The 15,809-nt window shown below is 61.9% G+C and carries 15 protein-coding genes; 7 read left to right on the top strand and 8 right to left on the bottom strand.

What is annotated here, in order from left to right; genetic code table 11:
* Nucleotide 1: 1 nt before the first annotated feature.
* From VKR55_RS28925 to VKR55_RS28895, 7 genes are all read right to left on the bottom strand, one after another.
* Nucleotides 2-1,075: an ABC transporter ATP-binding protein gene (locus VKR55_RS28925; RefSeq protein ID WP_324408806.1), complete on the bottom strand. Its 1,074-nt coding sequence runs from the start codon at nucleotides 1,073-1,075 to the stop codon at nucleotides 2-4.
* A 3-nt stretch (nucleotides 1,076-1,078) separates the two neighbouring features.
* Nucleotides 1,079-1,918: a carbohydrate ABC transporter permease gene (locus VKR55_RS28920; protein ID WP_324408805.1), complete on the bottom strand. Its 840-nt coding sequence runs from the start codon at nucleotides 1,916-1,918 to the stop codon at nucleotides 1,079-1,081.
* On the bottom strand, nucleotides 1,915-2,793 hold the full coding sequence (locus VKR55_RS28915; RefSeq protein ID WP_324408804.1) for a carbohydrate ABC transporter permease: 879 nt from the start codon (nucleotides 2,791-2,793) through the stop codon (nucleotides 1,915-1,917). The genes VKR55_RS28920 and VKR55_RS28915 overlap by 4 nt, the downstream gene beginning before the upstream one ends.
* A 100-nt stretch (nucleotides 2,794-2,893) precedes the next feature.
* The gene (locus tag VKR55_RS28910) at nucleotides 2,894-4,342 is read right to left on the bottom strand and encodes an extracellular solute-binding protein (RefSeq protein WP_324408803.1); all 1,449 of its coding nucleotides are present in this window, start codon (nucleotides 4,340-4,342) and stop codon (nucleotides 2,894-2,896) included.
* A gap of 200 nt (nucleotides 4,343-4,542) precedes the next feature.
* On the bottom strand, nucleotides 4,543-5,253 hold the full coding sequence (gene nanR, locus VKR55_RS28905; protein ID WP_324408802.1) for a transcriptional regulator NanR: 711 nt from the start codon (nucleotides 5,251-5,253) through the stop codon (nucleotides 4,543-4,545).
* A gap of 276 nt (nucleotides 5,254-5,529) precedes the next feature.
* Nucleotides 5,530-6,264 (bottom strand): SDR family NAD(P)-dependent oxidoreductase, encoded by a 735-nt coding sequence (locus tag VKR55_RS28900; RefSeq protein WP_324408801.1) that lies wholly within the window; start codon nucleotides 6,262-6,264, stop codon nucleotides 5,530-5,532.
* A 2-nt stretch (nucleotides 6,265-6,266) separates the two neighbouring features.
* The gene (locus VKR55_RS28895) at nucleotides 6,267-7,316 is read right to left on the bottom strand and encodes a LacI family DNA-binding transcriptional regulator (RefSeq protein WP_324408800.1); all 1,050 of its coding nucleotides are present in this window, start codon (nucleotides 7,314-7,316) and stop codon (nucleotides 6,267-6,269) included.
* 185 nt (nucleotides 7,317-7,501) lie between these two features.
* Here VKR55_RS28895 and VKR55_RS28890 point away from each other — a divergent pair, with 185 nt between their 5' ends.
* The 7 genes from VKR55_RS28890 (at nucleotide 7,502) to VKR55_RS28860 (ending at nucleotide 14,674) form a co-directional block, all read left to right on the top strand.
* On the top strand, nucleotides 7,502-8,800 hold the full coding sequence (locus VKR55_RS28890; protein ID WP_324408799.1) for an ABC transporter substrate-binding protein: 1,299 nt from the start codon (nucleotides 7,502-7,504) through the stop codon (nucleotides 8,798-8,800).
* A gap of 73 nt (nucleotides 8,801-8,873) precedes the next feature.
* Entirely contained in the window at nucleotides 8,874-9,761 is an 888-nt protein-coding gene (locus VKR55_RS28885) for a carbohydrate ABC transporter permease (protein WP_324408798.1), read from the top strand.
* A 9-nt stretch (nucleotides 9,762-9,770) separates the two neighbouring features.
* Nucleotides 9,771-10,598, top strand: coding sequence for a carbohydrate ABC transporter permease (locus tag VKR55_RS28880; RefSeq protein WP_324408797.1), 828 nt, complete (start codon nucleotides 9,771-9,773; stop codon nucleotides 10,596-10,598).
* An 8-nt stretch (nucleotides 10,599-10,606) separates the two neighbouring features.
* Entirely contained in the window at nucleotides 10,607-11,605 is a 999-nt protein-coding gene (locus tag VKR55_RS28875; RefSeq protein WP_324408796.1) for an alcohol dehydrogenase catalytic domain-containing protein, read from the top strand.
* A gap of 5 nt (nucleotides 11,606-11,610) precedes the next feature.
* Nucleotides 11,611-12,684 (top strand): ABC transporter ATP-binding protein, encoded by a 1,074-nt coding sequence (locus tag VKR55_RS28870; protein ID WP_324408795.1) that lies wholly within the window; start codon nucleotides 11,611-11,613, stop codon nucleotides 12,682-12,684.
* On the top strand, nucleotides 12,681-13,640 hold the full coding sequence (locus tag VKR55_RS28865; protein WP_324408794.1) for a PfkB family carbohydrate kinase: 960 nt from the start codon (nucleotides 12,681-12,683) through the stop codon (nucleotides 13,638-13,640). Before VKR55_RS28870 ends, VKR55_RS28865 begins: the two co-directional genes overlap by 4 nt.
* Entirely contained in the window at nucleotides 13,637-14,674 is a 1,038-nt protein-coding gene (locus tag VKR55_RS28860; RefSeq protein WP_324408793.1) for a tagatose 1,6-diphosphate aldolase, read from the top strand. The genes VKR55_RS28865 and VKR55_RS28860 overlap by 4 nt, the downstream gene beginning before the upstream one ends.
* Before the next feature lie 94 nt (nucleotides 14,675-14,768).
* Here the strand turns inward: VKR55_RS28860 and VKR55_RS28855 are convergent, their stop codons facing one another.
* On the bottom strand, nucleotides 14,769-15,800 hold the full coding sequence (locus tag VKR55_RS28855; RefSeq protein ID WP_324408792.1) for a class II aldolase/adducin family protein: 1,032 nt from the start codon (nucleotides 15,798-15,800) through the stop codon (nucleotides 14,769-14,771).
* Nucleotides 15,801-15,809 lie beyond the last annotated feature (9 nt).

Raw genomic sequence — 15,809 nt, 5'->3', positions numbered from 1 at the left:
CTCAAATGACCTTGTCAGTTTGCGGATCGATTAGCACGGCGCGAGTCATATCAATGTCGATACGGACCTGTTCGCCCGGAGCGGTGACCTCGTGAGCAGCGAATTCCGAGGTGATGCTGATTCCCCCGAGCGGCATATTGACCTGCACCCGCGAGCCTGTCGGTTGGACGAGCTCTACGATTGCCGGCAACTGCACATGACCTGGTGCAGCGCTCGCTCCGGCTTTGCCGATGTGCTGGGGCCTCAACCCCAAAATCACGGCTTGACCATTGGGTGCCTTGCGTCCTGGCGGCAGTGTGAGTTTGGTTCCATCGCTAAGGATTACTTCGTCGGCTTCGATGGCAGCAGGTAGGAAGTTCATCTTTGGGCTGCCAAGGAAACTGGCCACGAAGCGCGTTGCCGGCCGCTCAAACAAATCAAGCGGCGCGCCGAGCTGTTCAATCTTGCCGTCCCGCATAAGCGCAATGCGGTCGGCGAGCGTCATCGCCTCGATCTGGTCGTGAGTCACGTAGATCATGGTGCGGCCGAGCTCCTGATGGAGCCGTTTGATTTCGATCCGCATGTCGTCGCGAAGCTGGGCATCGAGATTGCTCAGCGGTTCGTCGAACAAAAAGAGCAGCGCGTCGCGCACGATCGCGCGGCCGATGGCAACGCGCTGGCGCTGACCGCCGGAGAGCTCACGTGGAAATCGCTCGAGCAGTTGCGCAATGCCGAGCATGTCGGCGGCACGCTTCACACGTTTGTCGACCTCTGCGGATGCAACTCTCCTCGCGCGCAGTCCGAATGCGATGTTTTCATAAACACTGAGATAGGGATAGAGCGCGTAGTTCTGGAACACCATGGCGATGTCGCGATCGCGTGGGCGGGCCCAGGTCACATCTTTTCCACCGATTTCAACGGTGCCGGCGCTCGCTTCCTCGAGCCCTGCGATGGTGCGGAGCAGGGTTGACTTGCCGCATCCCGACGGGCCCACCAGGACCGTGAATTCGCCGGAGGGTACCTCGAGATCGATCCCCTTGACGGCGTGGTATGCGCCGTAGTGCTTGTGAAGTCCGCTGATCTTCAGGTCCGACACGACTTAACCCTTGACTGCGCCCATGGATATGCCGCGCACAAGATAGCGCTGCAGCGTTGCGACGGTGATGAACACGGGAATGGTGCCAAGCACCGACATGGCGGCGATCTTGGACCAGAAGTTGGATTGGCCGCCAAAGTAATGCGTGACCTGGACTGTGTAGGTTGTAACCTCGGTGCGGGTCAGCACAAGTGCAAACAGAAAGTCGTTCCAGGAGAAAACGAAGGTGAAGACGGCGGTGGCAAAAAGCCCGGAGCGCGCCATCGGAAATACCACTTTCCAAAGGACCTCCCAGCGGCTGCAGCCGTCGATCAAGGCACTCTCTTCGAGTTCAAGCGGAATATCCTCGATATAGCCGCGCATCATCCAGATCACATAGGGCAGGCTGAATGCGGTGTAGAGAATGATGAGCCCGATATAAGTGTCGACCCAGCCGAGCCAGACATAGAAAAGGAAAACCGGGAATACGATGGCGACGGGAGGCATCATGCGCTGCGAGATGATCCACACCGCGAGATTTTCACCGCCGGTCTTGAATCGCGTCAGTGAGTAGGCGGCGATGGTTCCGAAGATCATGGCAAAGAATGTTGATACCGACGCAAGCACCAGGCTGTTTCCGACGGTCTTGGCATCGCCATCCTTGAACAGCACTGCATAATTGTTGAACTGGATGCTCTTCGGATACCATACCGGTGGAAAAGCGAAGATCTCGCCTGGCGTCTTGAAGGAAATGGCAAACAGCCAGTAGATCGGAAATACGAAAATGACGACGAGCAACGCCGCAGTGAGATAGCGGAAGATCAGCTTCGTTTCCTTACGGCGATGAAACGGAACGGTCGTCATTTTGCCAACCCCATCCGCCGGATGCACCAGGTGACGATGACGGTGAGAAGCGCAATGACGAGGAAGGCGATCGCGGCCGTGTAGCTCGACTCGAACTGCTGGAAGCCTTGGATGTAGGTATAGATCGAGATGGTTTCGGTCATCGTGCCGGGACCGCCCGCCGTGAGCGCCCAGATGATATCGAAGATACGGAAGAGATCGAGGCCGCGGATCAGAATGGCGATCGACATGACGGGCCAGATCGCGGGGAGGACGATGTAGCGGAAGCTGCGCCAGAACCGCGCCCCGTCGATCTCCGCAGCCTCGGTAAGGGAGCGGTCGACATTCGAAAGGGCCGCCAGCAGGATCAGGAACATGAAGGGTGTCCACTGCCAGATCTCACAGAAGATAATGGCGGGATAGACGAGCTCCGGATTGATCGTCCACAGGGCCGGCACCGGGTGGCCGGCGAACCAGCCGATGATTTGGTTGATCGGACCATAGCGATTGTCGAACAGGAGCCGCCATGTGGCGCCCGCGACAATCGGCGAGATAATCGTTGGCAGCACTAACAGCGAGACCAGGACTTGCCGCCCAGGCATGGGATCGAGGAACAAATAAGCCATGGCGAGACCGAGCAAGAGCTCGATGGGCAGGGCTATGACGATGATGAGCACCGTATGTGCGAGCGACTGCCATAGCCTCGCGTCATGAAAGAGCTGAGCGAAGTTCATCAATCCGGCAAAGGATGTGTCGGTCTCCAGCATGGTGACGCGCATGAAGCTCACCACGAGCGAGAAGATCAGTGGGAACAGGCCGATCAGCAACAGCAGGAAGATGGCCGGCGAGAGCAGCCAGTATTTGAAATTGCGGTCCGGATGGGCAATGGCGGCCATGGTCTATGGTCGGGGGTGCAATTTCCGCGTTGGTCTTGTGCCGTCATAAACAGCAGGCGGAGCCTCTCCCGCCGGAGGGCGGGAGAGGCGAAAGGCCGGCTTACAGTTTCGGGTACGCGCCGGACTTGGCGGCCCAGCCGGCATAGACTGCCTTCTGCTTGTCGACGCCGATCTTCTGCGTGATGTCGTCCCACTGAGCTGCCGCTGCATCGAGGATCGTCTTTGGATCATCGCCTGCCCAGAGCTTAGAAATCGCCTGGCGCATAACCTCCTCGTACTTGTCGGTTTGCAACAGCGACAGGTCGAGAAGGCCTGTTTGCGAGGCCTGCTTCAGGGCTGCCAGATAGTCCTTGGCGTTGGGCCACAGGGCCAGATAGCCAGGATCGGTATAGTGCGAGTTGCGGAACGGATCGCGCAGCGTATAGGGAAGCTGAACGCGCTGACGGCTCACGTCTTCGCTGTTGAGCCACTGGATGAACAGGTAGGCGGCGTCCTTGTTTTTCGAAGTGGAAGAAATTGACAACGCAAAGCCCGCGGCGAGCTCGGGATGTCCGCCCGGCGGCAAGGCGTAGCCCACCTTGCCCGCGATCTTCGTCTTCGGGACCCAGTTCAGCGCCTCCTGGTCAGTGCCATAACCTTCGGCCCAGCGCCCGTAAGGTGGCCAGGAGATCGTCATGGCTGATTGGCCTTGCAGGAAAGCTGCGAGATTCTCCACGAAGCCGAATTGCTCCACGCCGGGCGGCATGAATTTGTTCTCGTTGCGCATGTCGGTGAAGACCTTGACGCCGACCCTGGAGTTGATCGTGGCCTTCATGGTGCCAGCATCGAAGAACTTGCCGCCCTCATTGCGGAAGCGTTCCTCGAACATGTACATCGCGTAAGGCGGCTGTCGGAAGAAGGAGGCGCCGTAGATACCTTTGTCCTTGAGGATATCCGTAAGACCAGCTCCGACGACATCGAAATCCGCCCAGGTCTTGGGCACTGCGAGGTCTTTGCCGGTTTTATCCTTGAAGGCTTTCTGTACGGCCGGATCCCCGAAGATGTCGCGCCGGTAGTACATGATGAAGACATCGCCATCGTCGGGGAAGCCGTAGATCTTGTCGCCCACCTTCATCCAGTTGTCGCGGAACGTCGGCGCGATCGTCTGGAGCTCGGGAGCGTAGCCGTACTTCGCAACATAGGGGTCGAGCACCTCGAGCGCGCCAGCCTGGGCAAGATCGGCCATCCAGGCCGGAATGACGTTGAGCGCGTCATAGGCAGCGGCGCCCGACTTGTAATCCTGCATGATCTTGGTGAACATCTCGGCGGTCGCGACCTCGACCACCTTCACGTCCATGCCGGTCAGCTCTTTCCACTTCGGACCGGAGAAGTGGGTGGGATCGAGCGACTGAAGTCCGGCCTCCCAGACAACGGTGATCGTGAGACCCTTGTATTTCTGCGCGGCCTTGACGGCCGTATCGGCGGCCGATGCGGCCCATGCCGGCGTTCCCATTGTCGCAGAGAGGCCGGCAGCCAGGCTGATCTTTCCGAAATCACGTCGATTCAACATTGTCACCTCCCGTTTTCTTGACTGTCAGAAGCCATTCATTGGGCCCTCGCTCGTGCGGCGGGGGTTTCTCATTTGGCAAATTGGCGGCAGGACTCCTCCAGTTTGCGTTGGAACCCCGAAACCTGAATGTTTCGGGTCAAAAAAGGCGAAATCACAACCCGACTGTCTGAGGCGAGGGCAGACGACGACCACGAACCCGTTCATTTGTCCGCCCTCCGGACCTTCCAATAGAGCTTGGCAACCTGATCGAGGTGCGAGCGCATGCGGGTATCGGCAAGTTCTGGATCGCGTGCCTTGATCGCCTCGAAGATTGCGACGTGCGCATCAAAGGCGACGCGGTTCTGGCCGGGATAGCTGAGCGTCACGCCTCTCTGGTCGACCAGCCAATCGATGATGGCCCGGTGCATGACCACATAGATTGGATTCTTGGGTATTGTGGCGATGGCGTAGTGAAACGCGACATCCGAGTCCTCAAAGCGTCGGATGTCGCCGATGGACTTGTAATTCGCGTCGAGCGCATCGCTCAGATGCCGGATATCCTTCGGCGTGGCGTTGCGCGCAGCATCGCGCGCGAGCCCGGTTTCAAAGAGGGCGCGCGCATCCTGGAAATGACGGACGCCGTTGTCATCGGAGAGCAGATATTTCGCACTGCTCGACAGCGACGTCATGACAACTTCGGCGTTCGGAGCCGTGACCCGCGCTCGCGAACCGGCCCGGAGATCGACGAGCCCCACACGTTGCAGATGAAGCAGCGCCTCGCGGATCGCCGGCCGGCCCACGCCAAATTCCGCCATGAGCTGACGTTCTGATGGCAGTTCGGCACCAGCCACCAACTTCCGATCGCGTATCCTCTGCTCGAGGATATCGGCGACCTGCTCAAAAAGACGCGATCGTCTGAGCTGAATGGCCATTGGTATACCTAGTATACCAGCTACGCTAGGTCGTCCGGTCGACGCTGTCAATCCGATCGATCTCGCTCTTCCGATTTCCCGACAAGACGCCGATGCTTCAGCGCACGTGGCGGCTGCCGAACAAACACGTCACGCTCTCAAAATGTGAGCAGGCGTTCCGAAGCCGCAGGGTGAGTAGACGTGCGCAAAATCACCAAGGGCGGGGAGATTGGCGAGTCCGTCCGCGACGTGGCACCCGACCACGATCCAGCCCAAGCAATCGGCCTCAACGATCTTTCAACCAGCCAAGAAGCCGCCATCGACCGCGACTACGGTGCCCGTCGCGTATTGAGAGGCCGGCATGCAGAGGAAGATGACGGCACCGGCGACGTCTTCGGGCCGCCCCCAGCGCTTGAATGCCGTGCGGTCGGCAATGCGTTGGTAATGCGCGCGATCTGTGCGCCCGGCGGCGTTGATCGCGGTTTCGATGTAGCCTGGCGCCACCGCGTTCACGCGAATGCCGTCCTCGGCCCAGGCCAGCGCCAGCGCCTTGGTCAACATCACGACGCCCCCCTTGCTCGCGCAGTAGGCGGGAATCCGCGGCAGCGCCAGCGTCGCATTCATGGAGGCGATGTTCACGATCGAACCTTTGGCTTTCGCCAGTGCCGCGCGGAAGCCCATACAGGTGCGGAACGTACCGGCGAGATTGACGTCGAGTACCTTCATGAAGGTCGCGATCTCATATTCCTTGTCGCGCGCCAGGATGCCGGCGCAGTTGATCAGCGCATCGACGCGGGAGTGCCGGCTTGCAAAGGACCTCACCGCGTCGTCGTCGGTGACGTCGAGCGCCGCAAGCGTGAGGCCCGCGCGCGGTGTGAGACGAGTCCGCGCGATATCCGCGTCATCGACCCCGGTCGCGGTGACAGTGGCGCCGAGATCGCAGAACTGGGTCGCGATCGCCGCACCAATATCGCCGGCGCCGCCGACCACGACGGCATGGAATCCGGGAGCAAGCGAGAACAAAGCACTCATCATTACTTACCTTGTTGTTTCGACAGCCGCGGCGGCGCCGTCGACTCCCGTACGATCAGCGAGTAATCGACCTCGTGATGCATGATGGTCTGCTCGCCGGCGAGGCGGCGGACGAGATATTCGCCCGCGCGCTGCCAGGTCGCACCGGTCGGCACCTGGATGGTGGTAAGGCTCGGCCGCAGATGGCGGCTCCAGTCGAGATCGTCAAAACCCACCACCGACAGGTCGCGCGGCACGGAAAATCCGCTCCGCTCGGCTTCCAGCAGCACGCCATAGGCGATCACGTCATTGCCGCAGACGACCCCGGTCGGGCGCTCGCGTAAGCTGAGCAGATGACGCGCGGCCTCGCGCGCATCATCGAGTGTGTAGGGCACCTCGACATGCCAGTCGGAGCGGATCGGGATGCCGTTCTCGGTGAAGGCACGATGAAAGCCGGCGACGCGCGCGCTGGCGCGGTCATTGTTGCGCCGGAGCGCGGAGACGATGCCGATCTTGCGGTGGCCGAGCTCGATCAGATGCATGGCGGCGCGATGCGCGGCGCCTTCATTGTCGGCACCGACGCAGGGGTAGGGGCGATCCGGCCGGTAGACGCCGACATTGATGAAGGGGATGGCGTAGTCGGCAAGCATCTTGGGCAAGCCTTCATGGTGGCAATCGCCGCGCAGCACCAGACCATCGACGCCGCGACTGATCAGATTGCGCGCCTGCTGCAGTTCGACATCGAGATCATACCCGCTGGTCGTCAGGAACAGCATGTAGCCGACCGACGACAAATATTTCTGCAGGGAAGCGATCCCGCGCGCGAACATGGTGTTGTCGATGGTCGGCACGATCGCGCCCAGCGTGAACGATCGCCGCGACGACAGTTCCCGCGCCGGCGCGTGCGGGATGTAGCCGACCCGTTCCACCGCTTCGGCGATGCGGATGCGCAATGGCGCGCTGACTGAATTGGGATTGTTGAGCGCGCGCGAGACGGAGGCGATCGACACGCCGGCTTCTGCGGCAACAGCGCGGATTCCTTGCTTCGATGATCGAGCAGCGGGCGGAGGCATGATGGAGTTAATGTAACGCGTTACATAGGATTATGATAGTGGCAAAGGCGCTATGTTCCGGCATTTTATAGCCATAAGTTGTAATCCACGCCAAGCTTGACAGGAGGCCAGGCAAGCTTAGGATGTAACCGTTTTCATTTCGAACAGAACCGGCAAGGGCGGCACAGCCCACCAGGGAGGAGTCAATGAGAGCCAGGACCTTTGCGGCGCAGTTCATGCTTTCGGTGATCGCGGTCGGGTTGGCCGGCTCGGCCCGCGCGGCCGATTTCGACTGGAAGAAATTCCAGGGCAAGACCGTGGATTTTCTTGCCAACAGCAACCCGATTTCGCAGGCGCTTTTGACCCACAAGGCGGATTTCGAGAAACTCACCGGCATCACGCTGAAGGTCGATACCTACCAGGAGCAGCAGATGCGCCAGCGCCTGGTGACGGTGATGAACGCTCATAGCGACGAGGTCGACGTCTTCATGACCTTGCCCTCGCGCGAAGGCGAGCAGTTCGCCGCCGCCGGCTGGTACGCCGACTTGACCCCGATGACCAAGAACGAGGTCGCCCCCGATTACGACTATGCGGGCTTGAGCCCGGCGCTGCTGAAAGCCGCGACGTACAACGGCAAGCTTACCAGCATGCCGATGAACATAGAGGGGCCGGTCATCTACTACCGCACCGACATTTTCAAGAAATGCGGCGTCGATCAGCCGAAAACCATTGCAGACGTCGAAGCGGCCGCGAAGAAGGTCAAGGCCTGCGATCCGTCGATCACGCCCTTCGTCTCGCGTGGGCTCAAACCTGCGCTGCCCTATACCTTCTCGAACTTCCTGCACAATATGGGCGGCAGCTACATGGTGGGCGGCAAGTCCGCGCTGTGCTCGCCCAAGGACAAGGCGGCGCTCGATACCTATAGCCGGCTGTTGCGCGATTACGGCCCGCCCGGCGTGGTCAACTACAGCTTCCCTCAGATTTCCGCGCTCTACCGCGCGGGCCGCGCAGCGATGGACTTTGAGGCCTCCAACGAGCTGCGCACCGTGATGGAAGGCGGCGCCCGGCTGAAGGACACCGCGATTATCCCGTTGCCGGCCGGTGATGGCGGCCAGGTCCCGACCACGATCGGCTGGGGCATAACGGTCTCCGCCTACTCCAAGCAGCCGGACGCGGCCTGGTATTTCGTGCAATGGGCGACCAGCCCCGCGGTGCAGAAGCTGATGGCCGTGCAGGGCATCGCGCCGCCGCGTTCTTCGGTCGCCAACGATCCCACCTATCGCAAATGGATCGACGAACAACCGGTGCGCAAGGAATGGCAGGCCGCGCTCGACGTGTTGGCGGCGAAGGGCACTTCGGAAGTCGGCTATCCCATCGTCGCCAATCCGGAATCGCGCGAATTCATCGGCCAGGCGGTGCAGAACCTGATCCTGAAGCAGAAAACCGTCGATCAGGCCTGCGCCGAGGCCGACAAGGGGATTGATGCGCTGATTTCGCAAAAGTAACAACGGAGAACAGCGCCCGGCTGCTTCGCTTGCGGCGGCCGATGTGCTCTGTGATCGCTTGTTTGGAACGCTGATGGCAGAAGCCGCCGACACGACAGCACAGGATCGGCAGCGGCAGGAACTCGCTGCGCTGTCGGCGCCGGCCGTGATCTTCACGGTCGCAATGATCGCGTTTCCGCTTGTCTACACGGTCTGGCTGTCGTTTCAGAGCTTTTCCGCAACCGGCAGGGAGTCCGTCGTTGGGTTCGCCAACTACGCCAGGCTCATCTCCGACAACGAGTTCTGGCACGGCCTGTGGGTGACGCTTGTGCTCTATGTGTCGTCGCTGGTGCTGCAGCTCGTCTTCGGCGTGTGGCTCGCGCTCGTTCTATTCCACTCAAGGCGCCTGTCGGGCGTTGTGCGCTCGCTCTTCATTTCGCCCTTCATGATGCCGCCGGTCGTAGCGGGCCTGATGTGGCTGGTCATCCTCGATCCCTCGCTCGGCGCTGCGAACTACATCCTGACCTCGCTTGGTCTTCCGCCCTCGGACTGGCTTGCCTCGCCGACTTTCGTCATTCCAACGGTGGCGCTGATCGATACCTGGCAATGGACGCCCTATGTCGCGCTGATCGTGCTCGGCGGTCTGCAGTCGCTGCCACCGAGTGTCTACGAGGCCGCGCAGATCGACGGTGCATCCGGTTTCAAGACGTTTCGGCGCATCACGCTGCCGCTGTTGTTGCCGACGATCGTCACGGCGACCATTTTGCGCAGCGTCGATCTGTTGCGTTTCTTCGACATCATCTACATCACCACGCAGGGCGGGCCGGGCGACGCCTCGAACACCCTCAACATCTACGGCTTTCGGGTCGGATTCGAGTTCTTCAACATCGGTTACGCCTCCGCGCTGATGCTGACGCTGACTGCGATCGTGTTGGGCGCGGTGCTGGCGTTCAACCGCCTGCGCGGCGCGGTGGTTTGGTGAGGTAGAACCATGACCAGTGCACCCATCAGCGACGCCGTCATTCGCCGATTGAATACGCTGCAGCTGATGCTTGCCGGCGTCGTCATCATGGCGCCCGAGGTGTGGATGGTCTTGTCCTCGTTCAAGCCTTCGTTCGAGGTCACGGCCTATCCGCCGACGCTGGTGTTCTCGCCGACCATCGAGAATTACAGCCAGCTGATGAAGACGACGCCGTTCCTTGCCTATACGCTCAACAGCATCATCGTGACTACAGGTTCGGCGGGGCTCGGGCTCAGCTTCGGCATCCCCGCGGCCTTTGCGGTGTCGTGGACGCGCATCTCGTGGCCCGCGATCCTGACGCTTGCCGCTCGCATGGCACCCGGTACGCTGTTCCTGCTTCCCTGGTACGTGATGTTCCGGCAGGTCGATCTGATCGGCTCCTACACCGCGCTGATCTTAAGTCATGCGGTGATCACGCTGCCGATCGTGATCTGGGTGCTGTTGCCGTCGTTCGACAATATCCCGCGCAGCGTGTTCGAGGCGGCGCAGGTTGACGGCTGCAGCGTCACGCGCATCCTGTGGCGGATCGCGCTGCCGCTGGTTGGCTCCGGCATCGCGGTGGCGGCGATCCTCGCTTTCGTCTTCTCCTGGAACTATTTCCTGTTCGCGCTGGTGCTGTCGAACGGCGACACCAAGACGCTGATCGCCGCGGCCTTCAACTTCGTCGGCGAGGGCTCGACCGATTGGGGTGCCCTGATGGCCGCGGCCACGCTGATCGCGCTGCCGCCGCTTGTTCTCGCCATGCTGGTGCAGCGCTGGCTGGTCGCGGGGCTGACGCTCGGCGCGGTGAAAGGCTAGGTGCAGCGATGACGGTTCGTGTCAACTCGATCATGCAGGCCGCCGTGTTCCACGGCCATGAGCGCATCACCATCGAGCGCATCGCGATGCCGGAGGTCGCGAAAGGCGAGGTGCTGGTGCGGGTGTCGCGTACCGCACTGTGCGGCTCCGATTTCAAGCTCTGGCATAAGGGCGCCGAGTTCACTGCGGGCCATGAAATCTTCGGCGTCGTCGAGCAGCCCGGCCATCCCCTGCACGGCAAGCGCTGCGCCGTCTATATCCCCGTTCACTGCGGCCAGTGCGCGGCCTGCCGGCGCGGCGACACTCAGATGTGTCTGGAGATTTCCAGCCTGATCGGCTGGAACCGGCCCGGCGGGTATGCCGAATATGTGCCCGTGCCGGAAAACTGTCTGTTACCGGTGCCCGACGATGTCGAGGACAGCCTCGCGCCGCTGCTGCTCGATGTGATCGGCACTTCAGGTCACGCGGTGCGCTTTTCGAGCCGCATCGTGCCGCCAGGCGAGTCCGGTCCGGTGCTCGTGACCGGTGCTGGCCCCGTCGGGCTCGGCGTGGTGCTGGCGCTGAAGAGCTTTGGTTATGACGACATCCGCGTCACCGATCCGAACAGCGCGCGCCTTGCAATCGCGCAATCCTTCGGCGCGAAGGCGCATCCTGTTGGCGACACCTCGCGGCGTTTCGCCTTGATCGTCGAATGCTCCGGCGCGCATGCGGCGCGCAATCTCGGCATCGAGGTCGTGCTCCCGCGCGGCGCACTGGTGCTGGTCGGCGAGAATGCGGCGCCCTGGACCATCGAGGAGGGCAAGGTGTTCCGCCGCAAGGATTTCTACATGATCCGCACCTTCTACTTTCCGATCGGCGATTTCGTTCCGAACATCGATCTCCTGCGCCGTTACAAGGAGGAATATCGCGTCCTGGTTGACGACGAATTCGGGCTGTCGGCGTTGCCGGAAAATTTCGCGCGTTTCGCCTGCGGTGAGACGATCAAGCCGGTGCTGGCGCTGGATTGACCGTCATGGCCTCGATCTCGATCCGCAACCTGGTCAAGCAATACGGCAACTACACCGTCATCCCCGATCTCAGCCTCGAGGTTGCCGATCACGAGTTCGTCGTGTTCGTGGGCCCATCGGGTTGCGGCAAGTCGACCCTGCTGCGGATTATCGCAGGCCTCGAGCCGATTACCTCGGGCGATCTGTTCATCGGCGAGGCCAGAGTCAACGGCGTGCCCGCGGCACGGCGCGACATCGCGATGGTATTCCAGGATTACGCGCTCTATCCGCACATGCGTGTGTACGACAACATGTCATTTGCGCTGGAATTGCGCGGCGTGCCGAAGGCGGAGATCGAGGCGCGGGTGAGGCGAGCGGCAGCGCTGCTGCACATCGAGCCCTATCTCGATCGCAAGCCGAAGGAGCTGTCTGGTGGGCAGCGCCAGCGCGTCGCGATGGGCCGCGCCATCGTTCGCAACCCGAAGGCGTTTCTGTTCGACGAGCCGCTGTCCAATCTCGACGCCAAACTGCGCGGGCAGGTGAGGGCGGAAATCAAGGCGCTATCCCAAGAGCTCAAGACCACGATGGTCTTCGTTACCCACGATCAGGTCGAGGCCATGACCATGGCCGACCGCATTGTCGTCCTGCAAAGCGGCACCGTGCAGCAATATGACACGCCCGAGGCGGTCTATGAGCGGCCGTCGAATCAGTTCGTTGCGGGTTTCATTGGCTCCCCCACGATGAACTTCTTTCCGGTGGAGCTGCGGGGTGAGGCCGCGGTGCTCTCCGACGGAGGCGCCCGGATCGCGCTCGACGACAAAAGCCAAGCGCGGCTGCGCACGGCGGGCAAGGCCGTGCTTGGTGTGCGTCCGGAGCATTTTGCCGTCACGCCGGATGCCGCGGACGGCGTCGCGATTGACGTCAAGTTAGTTGAGCCGCTCGGCTCCGATACGCTGATCCATTTCGAGCTCGCCGGAGCTTCCGCTATTGCACGGATCGATCCGGCGTTGCGGCCGAAGGTCGGCGACCGCCTCCACTTGCGTCCGCAAGCCGGCAAGACACATCTGTTCGACAGCCAGAGCGGACAGGTGCTGACGTGAACCACCACGACCGACCGGGAAAGGCGGTTGCGCCTTCCGACTTCGCGTCAAGCGGCAGGGGCATTCGCGTCATCTGCCTCGGACTGTCGGCGTTGGACCAGGTCTGGCGCGTCGACCGCTTGCTCTCCGGCGGCAGCGAGAAGATCAAGAGCTTTGACTACTCGGCGATCGGCGGCGGCATGGCGGCGAACGCGGCAGTCACAGCCGCGCGGCTTGGGGCCGCGACCTCGTTCTGGGGCCGCGGCGGTGACGATGCGGCGGGACATGAGATGCGGACTGCATTGTCGCGCGAAAACGTCGACGTCAGGAATTTCAGGCTGTTTGCCGGCGGACGTTCGTCGGTCTCGGGCATCATCGTCGACAAGGCGGGCGAGCGCCAGATCGTGAACTTCCGCGGCAGCTTCCCGGTGGAGGCCGATTGGCTACCACTCTACGAAGTCGGTGGGACTTCCGCCGTTCTTGCCGATCCGCGTTGGGTGGAAGGCGCCGTTACGCTGTTCGAAACATCGCGTGCGCTTCGGGTTCCGACCATTCTCGATGCGGACGTCGCCGACGCCGATGTGTTCGAACGGTTGCTGCCGTTGACCGATCACGTCATTTTCTCCGAGCCGGCGCTCGCCGGTTTCAGCGACTCGGCCAGCGACGAGGCGCTGGCCAAGCTTGCGCGTTTTCAATGCCGGGTGGTCGCGGTCACGCGTGGCCGCGCCGGTGTAAGCTGGTGCGAAGGCGGACAGTTCAATCGACGCCCGGCCTATGCGGTCGATGCCGTCGACACTACCGGTGCCGGCGATGTGTTCCACGGTGCCTACGCCTTTGCTGTGGGCGGCGGGCTTGGCGTTGCCGACGCTATGTCCTTTGCCTCCGCCGCCGCCGCGCTGAAATGCACGCGCGCCAGCGGGCGCGACGGCATTCCCGGTTTCGAAGATTGTCTTGCCTTGATGAGGACCCATCCATGAGAACGATTGGAAAGAACCGCGGCCTGGCGCGCCTTGCGGACGCAGACGGGCACTTTCGCATGGTCGCGCTCGACCAGCGTCCACCCTTGTTCGAGGTGATCGCGCAGGCGAGGGGCATCAGCAGGGACCAGGTCGAATATGCGGACGTGACCGCGGCCAAGCGTCTGCTCGTCGAGGCGTTGGCGCCGCACTGCAGTTCGATGCTGTTCGATCCGAATTTTGCAGTGCCGGCTGCGATCGATCTGTTGCCGGCCCGCTGCGGATTGATCATGACGCTGGAGGAGCACCGCGTCGAGGAGACGCCGGGTGGCCGCAAATCGCGTACGATCCCCCATTGGAGCGTCGAAAAAATCCGCGCGATCGGTGGCGATGCGGTCAAAGTGCTCGCCTGGTACCGGCCCGATGCCGATGCCGTGGTCAACGCGCACCAGAGGAACTTCGTCCGCGCGATCGGCGAAGACTGCGCGCGTCACGACATTCCCTATGTGCTGGAGCTGTTAGTGTATCCGTTCCTCGGCAGCGCCAATCACACCACGGACTATGTGGAATCACCAGGCAAGCTGCCGAAGCTCGTGATCGAGAGCGTGCGGGAGTTCGCCAAGCCCGAGTATGGGGTGGACCTCTTGAAGCTTGAGAGCCCGCTGGCGGCCAGTTCTCTGCCGGCGCGCGACGGCAGCCCGGCAGCGCAATCCGCGCAGCGCGAGTTCGATACCATCGGAGAGATTTGCGCCGAACGGCGAATTCCGTGGGTCCTCCTGTCCGGAGGCGCCGTCGCGGAAAAATTCGAGCGCGTGCTTGAATATGCCTATGCCGCCGGCGCCGGCGGCTTCCTGGCGGGCCGCACCATCTGGCTTGAAGCGATCCGGAAGCATTTCCCCGAAAGCCATGCGGTCGCCGCCAGTCTGCGGCGCGATGGCGTCGGCGTGCTCGAACGCCTCAATCAACTGACCAAGGCCAAGGGCACGGTATGGACGCCGCATTTTCCCGTATTCACTGACATCAGGCAGGAGGGTGATTTCGCGCGAGGGTATTGAGCCGCATCCATCTGCCGCTGCAGGACTCTAAGCATGTCAATGATGTTTGCATAGTGAACAGTCCGGCCAGCGGCGGAGCGCGGGACAGGACCATTCAGCGTCTTGCCGTCATTTGTTGGCGGTAGTGCTCGGCATCCCAATTCAGCAGGGCCTGCTCCTTGGCAGGCGGCAGATATTCGACGGCGGCATCGAATGGCAGGCGAGTGACCACAAGCGCCAGGCAGGTCAGCAAAGCCTGCGCGGCCGCGCTTGCGTCGGTGCGGATGATCGTACCTTTACCTCGGACAAGCACGGCCACCGACGGAGGTAGTCCGTCCGCTGCAACCCTGGCTGCGAGTGCAGCCAAATCGTCTCCTTCGACAAGTGCGGGCATGGCGCGACCGAGAAAGATAACATGATCCGGATAGAGCGAACCTTTGGTTGCGATCGAGAGATTGTGTGGGTTGGTGGCAAGAGAGTGGTGCACGGGATCCGGCGCCGGTCGATATTCCGTACCTGCACAGATCTGCTTGAGTGTGTCGTCAGCAGCGGGCTCAGCGATGCGCGGTTGCAGCGAAAGCCGGCGCTCGACCTCCATCACCAGCTCTTCCGCGGCGTCGCAAGTGCTGGCACCCACCACCAGACCATGATTGCCGAGGATCAGCACGTCGGCCGGTCTTTGTGCGAGGCTCTCGCTCACCGCCTGCGCGAGCGGCAGGCCGGGATGATGATAATCGAGCCAGTGCCAGGCCAGACTATCGAGCCGCCCGGCCAATTCGTCGCTACCGTCCCTTCGCACTGACCATGCGATCGTGTTCACCGAATGGACGTGCAGCACGACCGGATGTGGCATTAGAGCGTGAAGCGATGTCTCGATCGAGGCGCGAAGCGGACTTGCCGCATGGCCCGGCGCCAATGGCATACGCTCGTTGCCGTCAGCGAGCGCCGCACGAGCGCCGGACAGTGAGATCGGGAGGAAGATGTCTTGGGTCTCGGCATCGGCGAGCCAGGCGCCCGACGCTTTCACCCAGAGCACGTCGCCCTGCTTGATCGATGAATTGCCGCCGGCCGCCTGTGTCAGCAGGATGTTCTTGCCGACCCGCGCCGACATGCGCCGCAGTTGGTTCAGGATCCCTGGCTGCTGCATGTTCGAAAC

Source organism: Bradyrhizobium sp., from assembly GCF_035309285.1.
Classification (GTDB): Bacteria; Pseudomonadota; Alphaproteobacteria; order Rhizobiales; family Xanthobacteraceae; genus Bradyrhizobium.
The sequence above is the reverse complement of the archived record's forward strand: the minus strand, read 5'-3'. Positions and strand labels throughout refer to the sequence as shown.

Excerpts from the sequence above, each read along its gene's own strand:
- VKR55_RS28880 (WP_324408797.1), top strand. The coding sequence starts at position 9,771 with ATGACCAGTGCACCCATCAGCGACGCCGTCATTCGCCGATTGAATACG.
- VKR55_RS28855 (WP_324408792.1), bottom strand. The coding sequence starts at position 15,800 with ATGCAGCAGCCAGGGATCCTGAACCAACTGCGGCGCATGTCGGCGCGG.
- VKR55_RS28860 (WP_324408793.1), top strand. The coding sequence starts at position 13,637 with ATGAGAACGATTGGAAAGAACCGCGGCCTGGCGCGCCTTGCGGACGCA.
- VKR55_RS28915 (WP_324408804.1), bottom strand. The coding sequence starts at position 2,793 with ATGGCCGCCATTGCCCATCCGGACCGCAATTTCAAATACTGGCTGCTC.
- VKR55_RS28910 (WP_324408803.1), bottom strand. The coding sequence starts at position 4,342 with ATGTTGAATCGACGTGATTTCGGAAAGATCAGCCTGGCTGCCGGCCTC.
- VKR55_RS28885 (WP_324408798.1), top strand. The coding sequence starts at position 8,874 with ATGGCAGAAGCCGCCGACACGACAGCACAGGATCGGCAGCGGCAGGAA.
- VKR55_RS28895 (WP_324408800.1), bottom strand. The coding sequence starts at position 7,316 with ATGCCTCCGCCCGCTGCTCGATCATCGAAGCAAGGAATCCGCGCTGTT.
- nanR (WP_324408802.1), bottom strand. The coding sequence starts at position 5,253 with ATGGCCATTCAGCTCAGACGATCGCGTCTTTTTGAGCAGGTCGCCGAT.
- VKR55_RS28920 (WP_324408805.1), bottom strand. The coding sequence starts at position 1,918 with ATGACGACCGTTCCGTTTCATCGCCGTAAGGAAACGAAGCTGATCTTC.
- VKR55_RS28875 (WP_324408796.1), top strand. The coding sequence starts at position 10,607 with ATGACGGTTCGTGTCAACTCGATCATGCAGGCCGCCGTGTTCCACGGC.
- VKR55_RS28900 (WP_324408801.1), bottom strand. The coding sequence starts at position 6,264 with ATGAGTGCTTTGTTCTCGCTTGCTCCCGGATTCCATGCCGTCGTGGTC.
- VKR55_RS28890 (WP_324408799.1), top strand. The coding sequence starts at position 7,502 with ATGAGAGCCAGGACCTTTGCGGCGCAGTTCATGCTTTCGGTGATCGCG.
- VKR55_RS28870 (WP_324408795.1), top strand. The coding sequence starts at position 11,611 with ATGGCCTCGATCTCGATCCGCAACCTGGTCAAGCAATACGGCAACTAC.